General features: G+C 69.5%; 11 protein-coding genes. 4 read left to right on the top strand and 7 right to left on the bottom strand.

Going from position 1 to position 14148, the window contains the following annotated elements; translation table 11 throughout:
* Nucleotides 1–7 precede the first annotated feature (7 nt).
* The 5 genes from ACYVOK_RS06565 to ACYVOK_RS06585 all read right to left on the bottom strand — a co-directional run bounded on the left by ACYVOK_RS06565 (nt 8) and on the right by ACYVOK_RS06585 (nt 5112).
* Nucleotides 8–667 (bottom strand): alpha/beta fold hydrolase, encoded by a 660-nt coding sequence (locus tag ACYVOK_RS06565; RefSeq protein ID WP_460661353.1) that lies wholly within the window; start codon nt 665–667, stop codon nt 8–10.
* Complete coding sequence (locus ACYVOK_RS06570) at nt 664–1488, bottom strand: hypothetical protein (RefSeq protein WP_460661354.1); 825 nt, start codon at nt 1486–1488, stop codon at nt 664–666. Before ACYVOK_RS06570 ends, ACYVOK_RS06565 begins: the two co-directional genes overlap by 4 nt.
* Before the next feature lie 48 nt (nt 1489–1536).
* Nucleotides 1537–2415 (bottom strand): DUF3152 domain-containing protein, encoded by an 879-nt coding sequence (locus ACYVOK_RS06575; protein WP_460661355.1) that lies wholly within the window; start codon nt 2413–2415, stop codon nt 1537–1539.
* 87 nt (nt 2416–2502) lie between these two features.
* A complete protein-coding gene (locus ACYVOK_RS06580) occupies nt 2503–3129 on the bottom strand; it encodes a hypothetical protein (protein WP_460661356.1) in 627 nt (208 codons plus the stop codon).
* A 789-nt stretch (nt 3130–3918) separates the two neighbouring features.
* Nucleotides 3919–5112, bottom strand: a complete 1194-nt coding sequence (locus ACYVOK_RS06585) for an ATP-binding protein (protein ID WP_460661357.1) — start codon at nt 5110–5112, stop codon at nt 3919–3921.
* Between the two features lie 151 nt (nt 5113–5263).
* On the opposite strand from ACYVOK_RS06585, the gene ACYVOK_RS06590 reads away from it, so the two are divergent.
* Nucleotides 5264–6280: a GTP pyrophosphokinase gene (locus tag ACYVOK_RS06590; protein ID WP_460661358.1), complete on the top strand. Its 1017-nt coding sequence runs from the start codon at nt 5264–5266 to the stop codon at nt 6278–6280.
* Between the two features lie 18 nt (nt 6281–6298).
* Here ACYVOK_RS06590 and ACYVOK_RS06595 read toward each other — a convergent pair whose 3' ends face one another.
* Nucleotides 6299–7717: an MFS transporter gene (locus ACYVOK_RS06595; protein ID WP_460661359.1), complete on the bottom strand. Its 1419-nt coding sequence runs from the start codon at nt 7715–7717 to the stop codon at nt 6299–6301.
* Between the two features lie 144 nt (nt 7718–7861).
* Between ACYVOK_RS06595 and ACYVOK_RS06600 the strand changes: the two genes are divergently transcribed.
* The 3 genes from ACYVOK_RS06600 (at nt 7862) to ACYVOK_RS06610 (ending at nt 13243) form a co-directional block, all read left to right on the top strand.
* Nucleotides 7862–9625 (top strand): ABC transporter transmembrane domain-containing protein, encoded by a 1764-nt coding sequence (locus tag ACYVOK_RS06600; protein WP_460661360.1) that lies wholly within the window; start codon nt 7862–7864, stop codon nt 9623–9625.
* Complete coding sequence (locus tag ACYVOK_RS06605; protein ID WP_460661361.1) at nt 9622–11400, top strand: ABC transporter ATP-binding protein; 1779 nt, start codon at nt 9622–9624, stop codon at nt 11398–11400. The genes ACYVOK_RS06600 and ACYVOK_RS06605 overlap by 4 nt, the downstream gene beginning before the upstream one ends.
* A gap of 61 nt (nt 11401–11461) precedes the next feature.
* Nucleotides 11462–13243 (top strand): S9 family peptidase, encoded by a 1782-nt coding sequence (locus ACYVOK_RS06610; RefSeq protein WP_460661362.1) that lies wholly within the window; start codon nt 11462–11464, stop codon nt 13241–13243.
* Here ACYVOK_RS06610 and ACYVOK_RS06615 read toward each other — a convergent pair.
* A complete protein-coding gene (locus tag ACYVOK_RS06615) occupies nt 13236–14144 on the bottom strand; it encodes a S66 peptidase family protein (RefSeq protein ID WP_460661363.1) in 909 nt (302 codons plus the stop codon). The genes ACYVOK_RS06610 and ACYVOK_RS06615 overlap by 8 nt on opposite strands.
* Between the last annotated feature and the right edge of the window lie 4 nt (nt 14145–14148).

The following is a 14148-nucleotide window of genomic DNA, read 5'->3' on the forward strand; positions in this document are numbered from 1 at the left end:
TACCGCGTCAGTCGCCGCGGGCGGCGGCTGCCCGCTGGATGAGAGCGGCCAGTTCGGGGCCGTTGGTCAGGACCGGCATGTGAGAGCCGGTTGCGAGCGTCCGCGCCTCGCCCTGGGTGAGGGCGGCCAGCCGCTCCACCCAGTCGGCCGGGCACAGCTGGTCGTGCCGACAGCGGACGATCACCACCGGCGCCTGCACCCGGGTGATGATCGCGGCCAGATCGTGGCGTCTGGCTGCTTCCGCTGCCCGGGCGATCGAGCGGAGCGTCGTCCGCGCGTACTGCGGGGCCAGCGCCGGGATCAGCCGCGGGGATTCCGGGATCGCCGAGCCGAGCCAGCGGGCCGCGAGCTGCGGCCAGGTCACCGAACCCGCATCCCCGGGCGGCGCCACGAGAATCAGGGTATGGACGAGTTCGGGGTAGGCGACCGCCGTCTCCACGACGATCTGGGCGCCGGACGAGTGCCCGACCAGGACCGACCGCTCCCGGATCTTGTCCGCCACCGCCGTACCCAAGGCTTGCGGTCGCAGGTCGTCGCCCGGTCCGGCCGGTTCGCCGTACCCGGGGAGGGTGATGATCCGGTACGGCGTGGTGAGGTGCTCGACTGTGGGCGCGTACGACTTGACCCCGAGGCCGAGTCCCGGGACCAGGACGATCGGAATGCTCACTCCCAGGGCGCTCGGGCCGGTGGAGCCTGGACGACCGGGTTCGACACGTCCGGCTTCAGCTCGCGGTAGCCGAGGAGGAAACCGGCGGCGAGGATCAGCAGGCCGATACCGCCCCAGCCGTACGCCGTCGGCAGGCGGTGGAGCGTGTCGTCGATCGCGCCCATGCCGGTCGACAGGACCATCACCGCCCAGATCACGATCGGGATCAGCGACGTTCCGACGAGGAGCAGGCCGCCCAGCTCGACCGGGTCCAGCTCGCGCCCGACCTTGCGGCGGGCGATCAGGTCGCGCGCCCACATCGCGATCGCGGCCGAACCGAGCACGAGCAGCAGCAACTGGCCGATCGTGTCGATGACATCCGTGCGCAACGGGTGGTTGAGCGGCGAGCCGGGAGCCTGGGAGATCTCGCGCAGAGCGACCCGTTGGACCGTGAGGACGAGCAGGCCGTAGACGCCCGCGACGATCGTCGCCAGGAGTACGACGCGGGCGGCGCGCGGGTCACGGGGTGCGACCGGTTGCTCGCGCCCGTACTGCGGTAGCTCGTGCTGCTGCGGGTGCGCGGGGGTGCCGTACGGGTTGCCGGGGCGGTAGTTGGGCGGCTGGGTGTACGCACCGGGTGCCGCCTGGGGCGGATCGCCGTACTGGCCCGGTGGGGTGTTGTAGGGCTGGGGCTGTGCGTATTCACCCGGCTGCGGCTGGCCGTACGGCGGGGCGTTGTACGTCTGGCCGCCGTACGGAGCGGGCGGTGCGTAGTGATGCTCCTCCGCCGGCTGTTCCGGTGGCTCGCCTCGGCCGTACGTCGGGAAATCCTGTGAGGACATCGCTGCTCCCTCCCCTCGGCCTCAGCTTCTCACGACCGAGGGTTTCGCTCAGGTCGCCTTGATCGTCGGCCAGGCGTTCGGGAGGCAGCCGGCCAGTCCCTTGGTCTGCTGCATCATCACCGGCGCCGGCGTCTTCGCCTTGTCGCAGGTGGAGTGGCCGTGGCCGAGCGCGTGCCCGACCTCGTGGTTGACCAGGTAGTTGCGGTAGAGGGCGACGTTCCCCTGGTACGCCGGGACCGCGAACATCCACCGCTTCGCGTTCAGCACGACCCGGTCCTCGACCCGGCAGGAGACCTCACCGCCGGTGTCGAGCGGCAGACACAGCTTGTCGGTCAGCGTCGGCGTGGCCAGGATGATGCGCAGGTCGGCGTCCACCTTGTCGGTGCGCTCGAAGTTCACCGGGTGGATCGCCTGCCAGCCGCGCGGGTCGGTCAGCGTCCGGTGGATGATCGCCGCGACCGCGGCACCGTTGACCGACAGGCCCTGCTCGATCTCGACCCGGTAGGTCAGCTTGTCGCGGACACCGGTCGCCTTGTCGAACCCGGGGACGACTGCGAGCTTGCCGGACGAGACCGAGTAGTTCGGCTTCGAGCCCTTCGGCGCCCGCGTCAACGTCGGTGCCGGGCGCAACGGAGTGGTGAACTTCTGCGTCGGCGTCGCCACCGGCGCCGGTGTCGGCGTACTGACCGACGGCTCCTCGGTCGCCGACGCGTTCACCCCGGCGATCACCTCGGACGCCAGGCTGCGCCGGTTCGTCGCGTCCGGATGCGCGACCATCACCGTCCCCAGCAGCGCCAGCGCCGTGACCGAGAACCACTGCGCTCTGTACGACTTCTTCCGGCTGTGCCGCCCACCCCGGCCCCGCTTCACGCGGGCAGCACCACGCCCACGCGCGTCCCCGCGCTGGCCAGTCCGCCCGGTGGTCATGTCGATTCACCTTACCCACCCCCACCTCCGTCCCGAAAGTGCAGTCGTTGAACAGCTTCGCCGGGTGACAGAGCTGCGCACCATTACTCAGAATTCTTCGTGGCTCCGCTTCACTCCGATGAGTGATCTCAGATCCGGCGCGACCAACCAGATCTTCGAGCCCGCTTGGACCTCGAAGATCCCATCGTCGCGCTGGCCAATGATCGCCGAAGCGAACTGCGCGACCTCGTCCCGGATTGCTCTGTCGAGATCGTCATCGGTGCTCGCCTGCATCGATGCGAGCTTCGCGTACGACCTACGGACGCGAGCTGTCAAGAAGATCTCATCCGGACACAATGCCGTGCGAAACTCGCCCAGCTCGACGGGCGGACCTGGCTCTGGCGCCTCGGCCCGACCGGGGCCCCGCCGTGGCCCCGCGATCCGGGACTGGACACCTGCCTTGACCTGGGCCCAGGTCCGTTCGCGGTGCACCGTCGAATACGCGACGACGGTGCCGCGATCAGGGGAGAGGACCACTGCGTACCCACCGCGCGCCAGCCTCAGATATCCTTCCGGCGACGCACGTCTCGATGATTTGAGCAGGAAGTCCTCAAGCATCGAGCGTAGCTGCGCGTCGGCCTCCAGGTGCCCGCCACCATGATGGAACCGGAAGTTTTCGATAGCACGATCCGAGACGTGGACAGCCGCGACGTCCTCGACCGTGATGTCACCCACATCGGAATCGCCAGAGGTCCTCAGGTGCGAAGGTGTCCCTTCGGGGGCACCCTCCACCTCCGGGGCAGACGACGGATCCGGGCGGACGAAGCCAGCGCAGTCCGGCTCGCGACACCAGCCGTCCGCGTAATTCGTCGCGTTCTGGCAACGGGTTCCATCCGAGCGAAAGCGTCTGCATATCTGCACACCCACATCATCGCGTGAGGCGGTTATGGGTGCCGACGGCCGGGCGTGGCTACGGTGGTCCCGCGGATGCGGGTCAGCGGGGTATTCGAATACGCGCGACGTAGGGGTGCGCAGGCGGGCGATAAGCCCGCCACCACCGGCGGCAGCCGGGGGGCGGGTGGGAGCGGGCGTAGCGGCGGCGACGAAGGAGCCGCTGCGTAGCACGCGTGGGGCTTCAATCCCGGTACGCGTGATGACAGTACTTTCGCCCACCCACCCGTCCCCGATGGTCGCCCACGGGCGATAAGCCCGCCACCGCCGGCGGCAGCCGGCAAGGAATGCACCGGCGACAGCCGGGGGGCGGGCGGGAGCGGGCGTAGCGGCGGCGACGAAGGAGCCCGCGTGGGATCAAACCTCAGTGCGCGTGTTGGCAGTTCTTCCACTCACCACGCTTGCCCGGTATCCGCCCCGGTGGGCGATAAGCCCGCCACCGCCGGCGGCAGCCGGCAAGGAATGCACCGGCGACAGCCGGGGGGCGGGTGGGAGCGGGCGAAGCGGCGGCGACGAAGGAGCCGCTGCGTAGCACGCGTGGGATCGAACCTCAGTACGCGTGGGTCGACTAGCTCACGCGGTGCGGGTCCGGAGGAACTTGCCGAAGTGGGGGACGGTGAAGGCTACGGTGCCGCGTTCGGCGGAGAAGACGAGGCCTTTCTTGATCAGGCCGTCGCGGGCGGGGGAGAGGGACTGGGGTTTGCGGCCGAGGGTGTTGGCGACCTCGGCGGTGGGGACCGCGCCGTCGCCGACGCCGACGCCGAGTTCGGCCATCGCGCGCATGTATTCACGTTCGGCGGGCGTCGCGCGCTCGTACCGGGAACCGAAGAAGCCGACGGTGAGTTCGGCGGAGGCTTCCGGGGCCGCGACGGCGACGTCCTTGACGGTGATCGGGGAGGTCGGGGCGTGGTCCCAGGTGGCGTGGGCGAAGGCCTGGACGAAGTACGGGTAGCCGTCGGTCTGTGCGTACAGCTCGTCGAGGGCCTCGTCGTCGTACCGGACTCCCTCGCTCTCGGCCGGGATCATCAGCGCGCGGTCGCACGCGTCCCGGGCGAGGCGGTCGACGCGGATGTAGCGGAAGAGCCGCTCGGAGTACGACTTGCTGGCGGACAGTACGGCGGGCAGATGCGGCAGGCCGGCCCCGACGACGACCAGGGGTGCGCTCTGCTGGGAGATCTCGTGGCAGGCGGCGCACAGCGCGGACAGGTCGTCGGCGCTGATGTCCTGCATCTCGTCGATGAACAGCCCGACCCCGACGGACAGGTCGCCGGCCAGGTCGGCCGCGTCGGTGAACAGCTCGATCAGGTCCATCTCCAGGTCACCGGAGTCGGCCCGGCCTTTCGCCGCGGCCACGTCGACCGGGGGGTGCCAGCGGATGCCCTTGCGGTCGTTCGCCGCGGTCCGCAGTGCGAAGGCCTTCAGTACGGCGCTGAACTGGTCGACCCGGTCGTCGTCGCGGTGCCGGTGGCCGAGTTCGCGCATCGCGGTGTGCATCGCCTGCGCGATCGGCAACCGGATGCTCTGGTCCGGCCGGGCCTCGATCTTCCCGGTGCCCCAGGCGCGCTTGATGGCCTGGCTCCGCAGGGTGTTCAGCAACACCGTTTTACCCACCCCGCGGAGTCCGCTCAGCACCAGACTCCGCTCGGGCCTGCCTGCCGCGACCCGCTCGAGGACCACCTCGAACTGCCGCACCTCGGTGTCGCGTCCGGCCAGCTCAGGCGGCCGCTGACCGGCGCCGGGCGCATAGGGATTCCGGATCGGATCCATGCCTGTCACTGTATGACCGCGTCTAGCGTTTTCCTTAGATTTCCCTAGCGACACCCAGAGCGTGTCGCATCAGCCTTCTCTACAGTTTTCTAGTAATAGACCTAGATTCCGCTAGACGCGCCTAGCGCCGCCGGAGCACTATCGTGCCGCCATGGTTGGGGAGTGGGCTCGGCAAGCCGGAGCCTTGTACGAGCGGGTGCATCAGCAGTACGTCGGGGGTGCCCGGAAGCTGGAGGCGCTGATCAACGAGTTGATCGGCGAGGAGGAGGGCATCAACTACCTGAGCGCGACGGCCCGCGCGAAGGATCCGGAGTCGTTCCTGGCGAAGGCGTCGAAACCGCATCCGGACGACCCGACCCGGCCGAAGTACGACGACCCGCTGAACCAGATCACCGACCTGGTCGCGGCCCGGGTGATCACCTTCCTGGTGGAGGCGGTGGACCGGGTCTGCGAGGTGATCGAGTCCGAGTTCGAGATCGTCGAGCACACCGACATGGGTGCGCACACCCGGGCGCAGGGCGTGTTCGGGTACGCCAGCAAGCACTACCTGGTCCGGCTGAACGCACATCGGCGGGAGTTGCCGGAGTACGCCGTACTGAAGAACCTGACCATGGAGATCCAGGTCCGGACCGCGGTGCAGCACGCTTGGGCCGAGTTCGAGCACGACATCCGGTACAAGTTGGACATCCCGCCGGACCGCAAACCCGAGTTCGACCGACGGTTCCTGCTCGCGGCGGCCCTGATGGAACTGGCCGACAACGAGTTCACCGAGATCGACCGGCTGTACCGGGAACTCGCGGCCGCCCAGTCGGACAAGGCTCCGCGCGACCTCACCCCCTCGACGCTGACGTCGTACCTGACCCGCCGCTACCCGGATGCGCCGCACGCGAAGACCAACCACTACGCGTGGATCCTCAGCGTCCTCGAGCGCCTCGGCGTGACCACCGAGGAGCAGCTCACCGATCTGCTCACCGGTATCGACAGCGCCGCGGTCCAGGCCGCGATGACCCATCGCTTCCCGGCCGGCACCGTACGGCGGCTCGACGACGACCTGCTCGCCGCGAAAGGTACGGCGTACATCGACCTGTTCCCCGACGAGGAACGCCGGCAGAAGATCCTCCGCGGCCGCCTCAAGGCCCTCGCCCGGGCCGGGATCGTCACGGGCTGATCCTGGGGCGGCGACGCCTCAGGTCCTGACCAGGTCCTCGGCGACGGAGGCGGCGGTGCGGCGGGCCCAGGCGCCGGTGGTGATCAGGCCGAGGATCAGCACCAGCAGTCCACAGCCGGCGATGATGTACCAGCACAGCTGAGCCGCGTCGACGAACCCCGACTCCAGCGACCCGACCAGCCGGGCGGTCAGCACAGTCCCCGCGATCGCGACCCCGAGCGACGCGCCGACCTGACGACTGGTCGACGCGATGGCGGCAGCGACACCGGCCTGGGAGCGTGGCATCCCGGACACGGCGGCGTTGGTGATCGGTGCGTTCAGCATCCCGAACCCGAGCCCGAAGACGAGGTAGCCGGCCAGCAACACCAGCGTCGGAGTGTCCAGGGAGAGCCGCGACAACATGAGCCCGGAGGCGGTCAACATGCCTCCGGCAACCACGAGCGGAAGCCGTGGCCCGCGGTGCCCGACCAGCCACCCGGACACCGGCGCGAACACCACCGTCATCGCGGCCATCGGCAACGTCAGCAAACCGGCATGCAACGCGGAGAACCCGCGCACGGACTGCAGATACAGGGAATTGAGGAAGAGGAACCCGGACAGCGCAGAGAACCCCGCGATCGCGATCAGCGTCGCGCCCGAGAACGGCGCACTCCGGAAGAACCGCGGCTCCAGCAACGGCTGCTCCCGCCGTCGCTCGTAAGCGACCAGACAGCTCAACGCCGCCACTGCCAGCACGAAGCACCCGATGATCAGCGGCGACGTCCATCCGGCCTGCTGCCCCTCGATGATCCCGTACGTCACCCCACCGAGCAGCAGCACGACGAGGACCTGTCCGACCGGATCGATCCGCCGCGGTACGGCGGCCCGCGACTCGGACACGAAGAACGCGGTGAGCAGTACGGCGGCCAGCGCGACCGGCACGTTGATCCAGAAGATGAACCGCCAGCCCGCCGTGTCGACCAGCGCCCCGCCGACGACCGGGCCGACCGCCATGCTGAGCCCGACCACGCCACCCCAGACTCCGATCGCCTGGGCGCGCTCGCGCGGATCGGTGAACGTGTTGGTGATGATCGACATCGCGACCGGGTTGAGCATCGACCCGCCAACCGCCTGCAGCATCCGGAACGCGATCAGCAGGTCGACGGTCGGCGCGAATCCGCACAGCAGCGACCCGATGCCGAACACCACCAGCCCGGCCTGGAAGGTCCGCCGCCGCCCGACCCGGTCCGCGGTCGAGCCCGAGACCATCAACAGGCCGGCGAGCACCAGCGTGTACGCGTCGATGGTCCACTGCAGCTTGGAGACGTCCGCGTCCAGGTCGTTCCGGATGGCCGGCAGGGCCAGGTTCACGATGGTGGAGTCGAGCCCGACGATGAACAGGCTGAAGCAGCAGATGCCGAGGATCAGCAACCGTCGCCTGCGCGTCAGTCCCTCCACCCGGCTCCTCTCCATCGTCGTACTTGAAGACTGTACTACCGGCTGAAAACGGTTTGACGGACTGTCGGCGGGCCCGCCTAGGCTTGATCCGTTCGCCTGGTCAGGTGCCTTCTTTCCACCCTCCTATGCCCTCTTGTGAGCGTCATGTCGCTGCGCCATGTTCCATTCGCCGACCCGGGTGTGCCGGACACCCGGTCCGGCCTCCGACTCATCCTCTGGCTCGAGCACCAGCAGCTGCGCGGTCAGGCGATCGCGCTGTTCTGGGGCCTGGTGTACTTCGGCGGTATCGCGGCCGCTCCGGTCGCGGTCGGCCTGGCCGTCCAGGCCGTGATCGACCTGTCCTGGCCCAAACTGTTCCTGGCCGGCGGCCTGCTGCTCGTCTTCGGCGCCGCCAAGGCCGCCGCCGACTCGTACTTCCACAAAGCCGTGGTGACCAACTGGATCAGTACGGCGTCCCGCCTGCAGCAGCTGCTCTTCCGCAAGGCCGCGGAGCTGGGGTCGCTGCTGACCCGCCGGATCGCCGCCGGTGAGGTGGTCGCGGTGAGCAGCGGCGACGTGGAGAAGATCGGCTGGTTCGTCGAGGTGCTCGGCCGGTTCGTGGCCGCGCTGCTCACCTGTTTCGCCGTGGTGATCGGGCTGCTCCTGTACGAACCGCAGCTCGGTCTCGTCGTCGCCGTCGCCGTACCGGTGCTGGCGTTCTCGATCGTGCCGCTGATGGGTCCCGCGGAGCGTCGGGCGGACGCGCAGCGGGCCAAGGGCGGCCGCGCCACCGAGCTGGCCGCCGACACCGTCGCCGGTCTGCGCGTGCTGCGTGGCATCGGCGGTGAGCAGCTGTTCCTGGACCGCTACCGGTCGGCCTCGCAGGAGTATCGCGCGAGCGCGGTCCGCAGTGCCCGGATGTGGTCGCTGATCGCGGCGCTCCAGGTGCTGCTGTTCGGGCTGTTCCTGGTCTTCATCGTGTGGCTCGGGGTCCGGCTGGTGATGTCCGGCCGGATCACGGTCGGCGAGCTGGTCACGACGTACGGCCTGATCACGTTCATGATGGTGCCGCTGCACACGTTCGAGGAGACGGCGAGCGCGTTCATCTTCTCCAAGGTGTCGGCGCGACGGGCCGCGCGGGTGCTGTCGCTCCGGCGGACCGACGAGACCAAGGGCACGGCCGAGGCGCAGCTGCCCGACGGTGACCTGCTCGACCCGGTCTCGGGTCTGCACGTGCCGGCCGGGAGCTTCACCGCCGTGGTCTGTGGCGACCCGGACGCGGGCGGCCGGCTGGCCGACCGCCTGGGCGGGCACAGCCCGGCGGCGGAGGACGACCAGGCGTCCGTACTGCTGGACGGGGTCGCCCTGGACGACATCCCGCTGGAGTCGGCGCGGACCGTCGTACTGGTGCAGGACAAGGACCCGGTGCTGCTGTCCGGGACGGTGCGGGAGCTGTTCGATGTGCCGTCGAGTGGTGCGGTGTCCGCGGAGACCGCACTCGACGCGGCGCAGTGCGCGGACATTCTCGACGTACTGCGTCAGTCCCTGCCGGCCGGTGAGTCGGACCCGATGCGGGCCGTGCTGACCGAGCGCGGCCGGTCCCTGTCCGGTGGGCAGCGGCAGCGGATGGCACTCGCCCGTTCGCTGTACGTCGACCCGCCGGTGCTGGTGCTGGACGAGCCGACCAGTGCGGTCGACGCACACACCGAGGCGCGGATCGCGGACGGCCTGCGGCTGCTGCGATCCGGCCGGACCACTGTGGTGTTCACCTCCAGCCCGCTGATGCTGGACCGCGCGGAGCGGGTGGTGTTCGTGCCGGACGGCCGAGTCGATGCCGTCGGCACCCATCACGAGCTGGTGCAGACCAACCAGCGCTACCGCGCGGTGGTCACCCGCGAAGACGAGCCAACCCTCGAGGAGATGGCGTGAAGCGCCCCCAGTACGACCCGGCAGCCCCGCAGGAAGCGGCCCGGCTGCCGGTGGCAGGCACCGCCACCGTGCGCGCCTACCTGAAGACCCTGTTCCGCCGGCATCGCCGCCAGTTCGCCTGGTTGACCCTGGTGAACGCGGTGGCGGCGCTGAGCGGCATGGTCGGGCCCTGGCTGCTCGGCACCGTGGTGGAGAAGCTCTCCCGCGGCGAACGCGACGTCGACCTGCCGTACGTCGTGATCGGCTTCGTCTGTGCGCTCGCGGTCCAGACCGTCTTCGTCCGGATGACCCGGCTGCGCGGCGCCGTACTGGGTGAGGAGATGCTCGCGGACCTGCGCGAGGACTTCCTGGTCCGGGCGGTCGGCCTGCCGCCGGGTGTGCTGGAGCGCGCCGGGACCGGTGACCTGCTGTCCCGGATCACCACCGACGTCGACCGGCTCTCGCACGCCATGCGGGACGCCGTACCGCAGTTGACCATCGCGGTGATCTGGGCGTCGCTGCTGATCGGCGCGCTGATCGTCACCGCGCCGGAGTTGGCGGTGGCCGTCGTGATCGCGGCACCGATCCTGATCATCGGCGGCCGCTGGTACTTCCGCCGCGCGCCAGCGGCGTACCGGTCGGAAGCCGCCGGGTACGCCGCGGTGGCGTCGGCTCTGGCCGAGACCGTCGACGCCGGCCGGACCGTTGAGTCGCACCGGCTCGGTCGTCGCCGGGTCAAGGTGGGCGACACCCGGATCGGTCAGTGGGTCGCGTGGGAGCGCTACACGCTCTACCTGCGGATGATCCTGTTCCCGGTGATCAACATGACCCACACGGTCGCGTTGGCCGCTGTGCTGGTGATCGGTGGCGGCTTCGCCATCCAGGGCTGGCTGACGGTCGGTGCGCTCACCACGGGTGCCCTGTACATCCAGATGCTGGTCCAGCCGGTCAACATGATGATCCGCTGGTACGACGAGCTCCAGGTGGCGCAGGTGTCACTGGCACGGCTTGTCGGCGTCCGTGAGATCGAGGCGGCCGAAGCCGACCAGCAGGACGAGCCGGACGGCCGGACCGTGCTGGCCGACGACGTCCGCTTCGGCTACCTGGAAGGCCGCGACGTACTGCACGGGGTCACGCTGACCGTGCAGCCAGGTGCCCGGGTCGCGCTCGTCGGCCCTTCAGGAGCAGGGAAATCGACGCTGGGTCGGTTGCTGGCAGGCATCTACTCGCCTCGGGTCGGTGACATCACGTTGGGCGGTGCGGCGCTCGACAAGATGTCGGCCGAGCAGGTGCGCAGCCACGTTGCCTTGGTCAACCAGGAGCACCACGTGTTCGTGGGCACTGTCCGGGACAACCTGCGGCTGGCGAAGCCTGACGCGTCCGACGCCGACCTGTGGGCGGCGTTGCGCTCGGTCGACGCCGACGGCTGGGTCGCCGGCTTCGACAACGGGCTCGACACCGAGGTGGGTTCCGGTGGGACCTCACTGACGCCCGCCCAGGCACAGCAGGTCGCATTGGCCCGGCTGGTGTTGGCGGACCCGCACACGCTGGTGCTGGACGAGGCGACCTCGTTGATGGACCCGCGTGCCGCCCGGCACCTGGAGAGGTCGCTGGCCGGTGTGCTGGAGGGCCGGACCGTGGTGGCGATCGCCCACCGTCTGCACACCGCGCACGACGCGGACGTGATCGCGGTGGTCGAGGACGGCAGGATCGTCGAGCTGGGCGGGCACGACGAGCTCGTTGATGCCCAGGGCGCCTATGCCGCGCTGTGGCACTCCTGGCACGGCGACCGCTGACCGGTGGGGCAGCCCACGCTGACGGGCTGCCCCACTCTGTGGAGCATGTGAGGATGTTGGCGTGCTGCTGACGACGTTGCTCTCGCTGCCCACCACCCTGGCCCTCGACGTGAACGACGAGGGCCGCCTGCTGGTCCTGTACGACGGGACCGGCACCCGCCAGGTCAACGAAGTGGCACCCGACGGCACCTGGCGTGCGCTCACCGACCTGGACGAGACGTGCCGCAACGCCCGCTTCGTCCCGGGCAGCCGCAAGGCCGTGGTCGAGCACGACAGCGGCGGCAACGAACGCGGACAGCTGTCCCTTCTCGACCTGGACGACAAGACCCTCACGCCGCTCGTCCACGACCCCGCGTTCAAGCACGGCCTGGTCGAGGTCAAGACCGACCACGTGCTGTACACGACCAACCGCCGCAACGGCGTCGACTTCGACCTGATCGCCCGCAACCTGTCCACCGGCGAAGAGTCCGTGCTGTACGACGGTGGCGGCTGGCCCATGGCGGTCGACCCGTCCCCGGACGGCAAGTGGGTCGTCCTGTCCCTGGCCAGTGCACCCGCCAACGCGGTGCAGCTGTTGCTCGTCGACACCACGACCCGGTCGATCACCGAGCTCACGCCGTACGACGCTCACAACGATCAGAAGGCGGTGTCGTGGCTGCCGGGCTCCTCCGGGTTCCTGGTGGCGAGTGACGCGGGTCGGGACCGGATGGCTCTGCGGCAGTACGACGTGGCCGAGGGGACCTGGTCTGATCTGCTGGTGGACGACGAGCACGACCTGGCCGGCTGGGTCTGCGCTGACGGCGAGCACCTGCTGGTCGCGACGATCGACGACGGCCAGGTGCCGCTGACGTTGCACAAACTGGAGGACGCCTCACTGGTCGCGCCGATCGACCTGCCGCCGCTCGGCTGTGGCGCCCGATCGATGATGATGCCGGATCCGATCTGGTCTGCGGACGGCGCATTCGCGCTGATCACGTACAACTCGCCGATCGAGCCGCCCACCGTCTACCGCTACACCCTGGCGACTGGAGACGTCGTCGCGATGCGGCCGCCGGGGATGCCCGAGCTCCCTGCCGAACTGGCACACCCCGAGAGTCACCGCGTGCCGTCGTTCGACGGTGAGCAGGTGCCGGTGTTCGTCTTCCGCCCGACCGGGCCTGACCTCGGGTCCACGGTCATCCACATCCACGGCGGTCCCGAGGGTGCGGCGATGCGGGCCTGGCAGCCGGTGATCGCCGGACTCGCGGCGGAGGGTCACACCGTCGTCGTGCCGAACGTCCGCGGCTCGGCGGCGTACGGCAAGCGCTGGTACTCCCTGGACGACCGGGAGCTGCGGCTGGACTCGGTGAAGGACCTGGCCGCGATCCACGCCTGGTTGCCGTCCATCGGTTGCGATCCTTCGCGCGCCGCGCTGTGGGGTGGCTCGTACGGCGGCTACATGGTGCTGGCCGGGTTGGCCTTCCAGCCCGAGTTGTGGGCGGCCGGTGTGGACATCGTCGGCATCGCGTCGCTGGTGACGTTCCTGGAGAACACGTCGGACTACCGGCGGGCGACGCGCGAGCGGGAGTACGGCTACCTCGCGACCGACCGGGAGTTCCTGGAGTCGGTGAGCCCGCTCAGCCGGGTCGACGACATCCGGGCACCGCTCCTGGTCATCCACGGCGCCAACGACCCACGGGTGCCCTTGTCGGAGGCTGAGCAGATCACCGACGCCCTGACCAGGCGCGGCGTACCGTGCAAGCTCCTCGTCTATCCGGATGAGGGTCATGGCTTGGCGAAGCTCAAGAACAAGCTCGACGGCTACCCACAAGCCATGGCGTTCCTCCGCGAGCACCTCAGCTGAAGAGCGCTGTGAGAGTTCCTGCGGTTGCGTCGAGCCGGACGGGCAGTCCGAGCGGTACGGCGAGGTTCATGTCCTCATGCCCGATCGCGGCCCCCTCCACCATCGGTAGCCCAAGGGGCTCGAGTCGATCGCGCATGACCGCGTTCACCAGGCCGGAGTCGTCGGCACCGCTGAAGTCACCGATGACCAGCCCCGTGACGCCGGTGAACCAGCCTGACCGAAGGAGCTGAGTCAGCAGCCGGTCCACGCGGTACGCGTCCTCGCTGATGTCCTCCATCACGACGACTCCGGCCGGCGGTGCGTAGGTCGGCGTACCAACGCTGGCCGCGAGCAGTGCGAGGTTGCCACCGCGAAGTGGTCCTTCCGCGACCCCATCGACGACAGTGCGAGCTCCCGCCGGCGCAAGCAGGTCGGTGACACTCTTCGGCTCGAACAGCAGGTCGTACAGGCGTTGCCGGCCAACCGCAGTCCCCAACTGCTCGACAGCGGCAGCCATCGGCCCGTGCAGCGTGACCAGCCCCCGCGCGTTCAGCGGCTCGTGCAATGCAGTGATGTCGCTGAACCCGATGAACCACTTCGGTACGGCGGACAACTCGTCGAAGTCGACGTACTCGAGCATCCGCTGCACGCCGTACCCGCCGCGGGCACAGAAGACCGCCGCGAAGCCAGGGTCCAGCCAAGCGTTTCGCAGATCCTCGGCGCGGGCCTTGTCGTCCGCGGCCAGGTAGTTGAGCCGCTCGTGGCCGGCGAGCACCGACGGCAGTACCTCCACCTCGAGGCCCCACGCCTTCAGGTGCTCGATGCCTGTCTTCAGGCGATCCTCCCGGACCGGGCCGGCCGGCGCGACCACGGCAACTCGATCTCCGGCCGACAACCGCTCCGGCATCCTCACGTCAGTCACGCCG

The sequence above is a fragment of the Kribbella swartbergensis genome (assembly GCF_054784135.1).

Bases quoted from the DNA above. Each gene is read 5' to 3' on its own strand.
- ACYVOK_RS06570 (WP_460661354.1), bottom strand. From the start codon at position 1,488: ATGTCCTCACAGGATTTCCCGACGTACGGCCGAGGCGAGCCACCGGAA.
- ACYVOK_RS06575 (WP_460661355.1), bottom strand. From the start codon at position 2,415: ATGACCACCGGGCGGACTGGCCAGCGCGGGGACGCGCGTGGGCGTGGT.
- ACYVOK_RS06585 (WP_460661357.1), bottom strand. From the start codon at position 5,112: ATGGATCCGATCCGGAATCCCTATGCGCCCGGCGCCGGTCAGCGGCCG.
- ACYVOK_RS06590 (WP_460661358.1), top strand. From the start codon at position 5,264: ATGGTTGGGGAGTGGGCTCGGCAAGCCGGAGCCTTGTACGAGCGGGTG.
- ACYVOK_RS06600 (WP_460661360.1), top strand. From the start codon at position 7,862: ATGTCGCTGCGCCATGTTCCATTCGCCGACCCGGGTGTGCCGGACACC.